The sequence below is a fragment of the Arthrobacter sp. N199823 genome, from assembly GCF_002929705.1.
In the GTDB taxonomy this organism is placed as follows: Bacteria; Actinomycetota; Actinomycetes; order Actinomycetales; family Micrococcaceae; genus Specibacter.
The window spans coordinates 1-4625 of sequence record NZ_PJIN01000027.1 but is presented as its reverse complement, the minus strand read 5'-3'; the positions used below and the strand labels follow the sequence as shown (position 1 = coordinate 4625).

At 54.2% G+C, this 4625-nt stretch carries 5 protein-coding genes; 3 read left to right on the top strand and 2 right to left on the bottom strand.

The features are described from left to right. The coding region (locus CXQ93_RS19995; protein ID WP_146073302.1) for a hypothetical protein at positions 1-289 on the bottom strand (289 nt) is incomplete at its 3' end. A gap of 115 nt (positions 290-404) precedes the next feature. Continuing rightward, entirely contained in the window at positions 405-758 is a 354-nt protein-coding gene (locus tag CXQ93_RS19990) for a hypothetical protein (protein ID WP_104112152.1), read from the bottom strand. A gap of 100 nt (positions 759-858) precedes the next feature. Here CXQ93_RS19990 and CXQ93_RS19985 point away from each other — a divergent pair, with 100 nt between their 5' ends. From CXQ93_RS19985 to CXQ93_RS19970, 3 genes are all read left to right on the top strand, one after another. Next, a complete protein-coding gene (locus CXQ93_RS19985; RefSeq protein ID WP_104112151.1) occupies positions 859-1227 on the top strand; it encodes a hypothetical protein in 369 nt (122 codons plus the stop codon). Positions 1228-1651: 424 nt separating this feature from the next. Further along, positions 1652-2878, top strand: a complete 1227-nt coding sequence (locus CXQ93_RS19975) for an FtsK/SpoIIIE domain-containing protein (protein WP_219817401.1) — start codon at positions 1652-1654, stop codon at positions 2876-2878. A 670-nt stretch (positions 2879-3548) separates the two neighbouring features. Then, positions 3549-4499 carry a protein rep gene (locus CXQ93_RS19970; RefSeq protein ID WP_146073301.1) on the top strand — a complete coding sequence of 317 codons (951 nt, stop codon included), beginning with the start codon at positions 3549-3551 and terminating at the stop codon, positions 4497-4499. Positions 4500-4625: the final 126 nt, after the last annotated feature.

The following is a 4625-nucleotide window of genomic DNA, read 5'->3' as shown; positions in this document are numbered from 1 at the left end:
CCCCGAGAGCGTCGCCAATATCTGCCCATGATTGACCGGCCTTGCGCTCTCTGTCGACAATGTCCCAGATTACGTATCCGATCTGTTCTTGAAGATAGGCCAGCGCTGCAAGCTGCCTTGTGTCCTCGTTTGAATGGCTGAGACTCGCCATTGAATCGGAGTGCGCCTGAGCGAATGAATGGAGCGTGTTTTCTTCGTCCTTTTGGCTGTGTGAGAGGTCGGCGTTATCGAAGTATTGGCCAAGAATCCGGGCCGCTTCGATCGCTTGCTGAGTGCTAGGAGTAGTCATAAATCAAACGTATGTCAAGAATAGTTGACTGTCAAGAAAAGTTGACATAGGCGTAAAAATGGGCGATTCCTGGGCATCAATTCGATACTCAGGAACCGCCCATATGGAGAGTGTTTTACAGCATCATGTCCAGCGAGGACAACGGTTTGTGCCTCCATTGGTAAGTGGTGTTTCGGGAGACCTCGACAAGTTCCGCTGCTTCTCGTTGGGTCTGTCCGGCGTTCATTGCTATTTCCGCAAGTAGTCGGCGGAGGTGTTGGCCGTGATTAGCTCCGGAAACGATGAGCTTGGCCGCTTCTTGCTGGCGTTCGTAGCCATTGCGTGATGACTGAACAGTCCGCAAAGCCTTTGTGTAGGTGTCGATGAGTTCTTGAATATCGCGAGAAAGGCCCACTACATCTGTCACGTCCTTTGCGGGGTAATAGAGGGCATCTTCGTATACGGGTTCAGGGGCTGGTTTAGGTGTCATGGTTCCACTGTAGCCCTTTGCGCTTTCATCGAGCAACGTGGTACGTTTTTCTCGGTTGCTCGATTACCGGGCAAACTGAACCTATGAAAAGAGACTCACCATGAGCAAGCAGATCACTCCCGGAGCGCTTCCCATTGAAACTAATTCCAACCTGTGGCCGGTTATTGCGGGTGGCATGGGTGACCCGATGAAAGTTCGTATGAAGGACGGCAAGCCTAATCTTTCCCCCGATGGTCGATTGACGTATTCCAGCGGTGCGATTCTGGTTTTGACGAACAAGCAAGGCATGGTCAAGACAGAGAAAACGGCTTCGATTCATGTGATCGAGGGTGAAGAGGGCGCGATTTTCGAGTATGGGCAGCGAGTCCAGGCACAGGGCAAAATCTGGGTGATGCCTTACGAGGCAAACAACCGGATCGCGCTTTCAATCACGGTTGAGCGCTTGGTTCTAGTCACGGCAGAGGCCTAAAAATGTCCAACGAAATAGTGATGATCGGGCCTAGAAGCGTGCGAGTCCGTGCATGCATCTGGTTTTTGAGGGTGTTGCTTACCGGCGTTGTTGTGTACATCTGCTCAACGGTCGTTTTTATGTCCTACATGTACCCGGCACAGATTCGCGGATTGTGGCTAGCTGTTGTGGCCGTGTGCTTGCTTGCGCTGCGTGCTCTCGAATCGTGGAGAAAGATGGTTGACTCACGATGAACATTTTCTGGGATTGGGTAGCTCGGGGCATCGCCTTTTTGCTGGGCAAGTTTGGCCGGTTGTTGCTGGCGTCGGCTGTTACCTTGACGTGGTTTGTCGCGTTTTTGGTGGTCGGCGCTATCTTCGGCCGTTCATTGACGGCAACCGTTTTAGTTGTGGTGTGCTTCCTAATCGCTGCGGTTGCCTCGTTCTTGTGGCTGCCGCAGCTTATGCCAGGCGTTTCTGATTGGAAGCGATTTAAGCGGAGAAAAGCTAATCGTCAGGCGCGAGTTGCCGGTTACCACCATGCAGCAGCCATGTCCCTGATCGCACCGCTGGATGCTGAGACTCTGGAATGGGCAATGAAGAATCCTGTCCGCCGCTTGCCTGACGCTCGCTTGGTGGTGACTCCGGAAACGGTAAGCCTTTTTGCTCAGCAGACTGTGGCCGCAACAGATGACACCTTGCAAACAAAAGCTGAGGCTTACGCTCCGGTTCTGAACTGTTCGCCGGATTGGGTACGGGTTGAGCGAATTTCTGCCCAGACTGTCCGGCTAGTGTTCCCTCGGGTGGCACCTGTTGACCGTCTCGCCGTAGCTATCCCTTTCCCGGAACCGGGGCACCCCTGCCCAAGGACAAACGCTGCGACTGATCCCGTCGCGCCGTTGGTTATTGGCCGTCAAGATTCCGGCGCTGATTTTTGTTTGAACCTTGCTGATCGGCAAACGCTGGTTTTGGGAAGTTCGGGCAGCGGCAAGGGAAGCGTGGTTTGGTCGGTCATGCTCGCTTTGGCCCCTCATATCGACCGTGGAACTGTCCGCGTAATCGGTGTTGACCTTAAGGGAGGCGTCGAGCTCATCACCGGAGAACCTTTGTTTGATTCGATCGCGACAACGTTTGAACAAGCCGCTGCAGCACTGGGAGAACTTCGCGCTGAGGTAGACCGCCGGCTCGAATACATGGTTTCCGTTGGTTCCAGAAAGCACGAACCAACGACAGAACAGCCGGCTATTCTGCTGCTGCTTGATGAGTATTCATCCCTTGTGTACACAGCCCCTGACAACAAGGCGAAAACAGCGATTGAGTCTGATTTGAAGCGTGTTCTGTCCACTGGTCGCGCTGCAAGAATCAACGTTCTTGCTCTTGCTCAAGATCCACGTGCTGACTCGATTTTGGCCCGGAGCCTCTTTACCTCGGTGGTCGGCCTCCGCTTTCGCACCAAGGACGACGCCACTTTGGCTCTTGGTGCATCCACATACGATGCCGGGGCGCACTGCGACAAAATCCCTCAGTCTCAGCCCGGAACTGGGTACATGGTTGACGGAGAAACTGGGGCAGTAGTTCGGTTTAGGGCTTTCTGGTGTGATGACCAGGCAATCAAGGATGCTGCTCGACAGTATAGAAAAATGCCACCATACAAGCTCGATATTCCGGCTTAGTCGTGGCAACGGTTTTTCAATGGCAAAGGATGCGAAGCATTCGCGGCAGCATGTTAGCCACTTGACCTGTGCAAAGTTGCCGATAAATGCCGTCCTGAGTGATGCGCGTTTCCGCTCCCCGGCGTGCCTGCACTGGTTGCTACCCGTTGGCGCATAGGTTTTAAAAAAGCGATAGGCCCCCATGCATTAGATGCTTGGGGGCCTTCGACAACCTAAACGCTAGACGTTTCAACGGGACGGCAATCCCTCCGCGTCTATACAGCCTCTGGAGGCTTCTTTAATAATGCTACTGGATCACCCCGACATTCAAGCACCACCGGGGACAAACACGCGGTCAGAGACCTTAGAGCGGCGCTCCAAGCCCGTAGGTGACGACGTGGAGCGGAGCGGGAACGGCGGCGCCGGAGAGGCGCCGGAGGCGCCGCCTTGGTATATCGCGAATAAGTCTTCCGCTTCGACTGCAAATGAGTGGCGCAGGAAGAGATTTGAACGGCGTCAACGCTCCTCAGACTGGCTAATTAGAGGCGCAAGGATGGAAGCCGGGTTACCACCTGTTGCGGCTGCTGGTGAGGGTGCCAAAGCTTCTGAGGACGGATGGATTCGCCCTCCGCGTCCTGCTCGGTGTCGTTGGCGTGTTGCTGAGACTGTGGGCGTCCACCATTCCGGGGACTTGGACACTAACGCTCACTTCTCGGGCCTTGAACGCTGCGCCTCAATCTGGGCGTGCCCTGTCTGCTCTGCGGTGATCCGTGCCGAACGTGCAACTGATATTCAATCGGCAGTTGAGAAGTGGCAGACAGACGAAAATCACCTCGTATTCGTCACCCTGACCATGCGGCACAAGAGAACCGACAAGCTGGCCGTCACCCTGAATGCTGCGCTCAAAGCATGGTCAAAAGTCACCTCCGGTCGCGCATGGGTCAACTTCAAAAATCAGTTCGGCGTTCAAGGATTCGTGCGAGCTGTCGAGGTAACCCTCGGTGAAAATGGTTGGCACCCGCATATTCACGCGCTGCTGTTCACAAACAAGCCAATGACTGCTGACGATCAAGAAGCACTGAGCAGCGCACTTTTCGACCGCTGGGTAAAATATGTGACCTCTTTGGGCGGTGGAATTCCTAGCAAACTTCGGGGCATCGACGTTCGCCCAGCAACCAAAGACGGCAAGGTTGTAGCTCAGTATCTGTCCAAGGTGCAGGAAAAAAACCTGAAGCCAGATCAAGGCATCGGCAAGGAAATGGCGCGGTTCGACTTCAAGACTGGCCGCGGTTTGTCGATGACCCCGTTTGAACTTCTCGACGGTTCCGACAACGACGAAAATTTCATCATCATGAAGCTTTGGAACGAATATGTGGCCGCGACTAAGGGCCGTCGAGCGATCACATGGAGCCAAGGACTCCGCGATTTGGTAGCGCTCGAAGATGAACGCACAGACGAGGAAATCCTCGAGGACACCAAAGAAGATGACTTGCAGCTGCTAATTCCTGGTCAAGATTGGGACAGGATCAAAAACAAGCCGCTGCGCCTCGCTGACATCCTCGAATACACGGAAAAGGGCGATCTCGAATCAGTCGTAACTGTCATCGAAACCGCCCTCCCGGTGCAATGGGAACCTGCCTAGAATCAGTCAGATTTGGCACCAAATTTTTGCTGCGCAGCTTGACGGCTGACCCCGAGAGCGTCGCCAATATCTGCCCATGATTGACCGGCCTTGCGCTCTCTGTCGACAATGTCCCAGATTACGTAT

Excerpts from the sequence above, each read along its gene's own strand:
- CXQ93_RS19985 (WP_104112151.1), top strand. The coding sequence starts at position 859 with ATGAGCAAGCAGATCACTCCCGGAGCGCTTCCCATTGAAACTAATTCC.
- CXQ93_RS19990 (WP_104112152.1), bottom strand. The coding sequence starts at position 758 with ATGACACCTAAACCAGCCCCTGAACCCGTATACGAAGATGCCCTCTAT.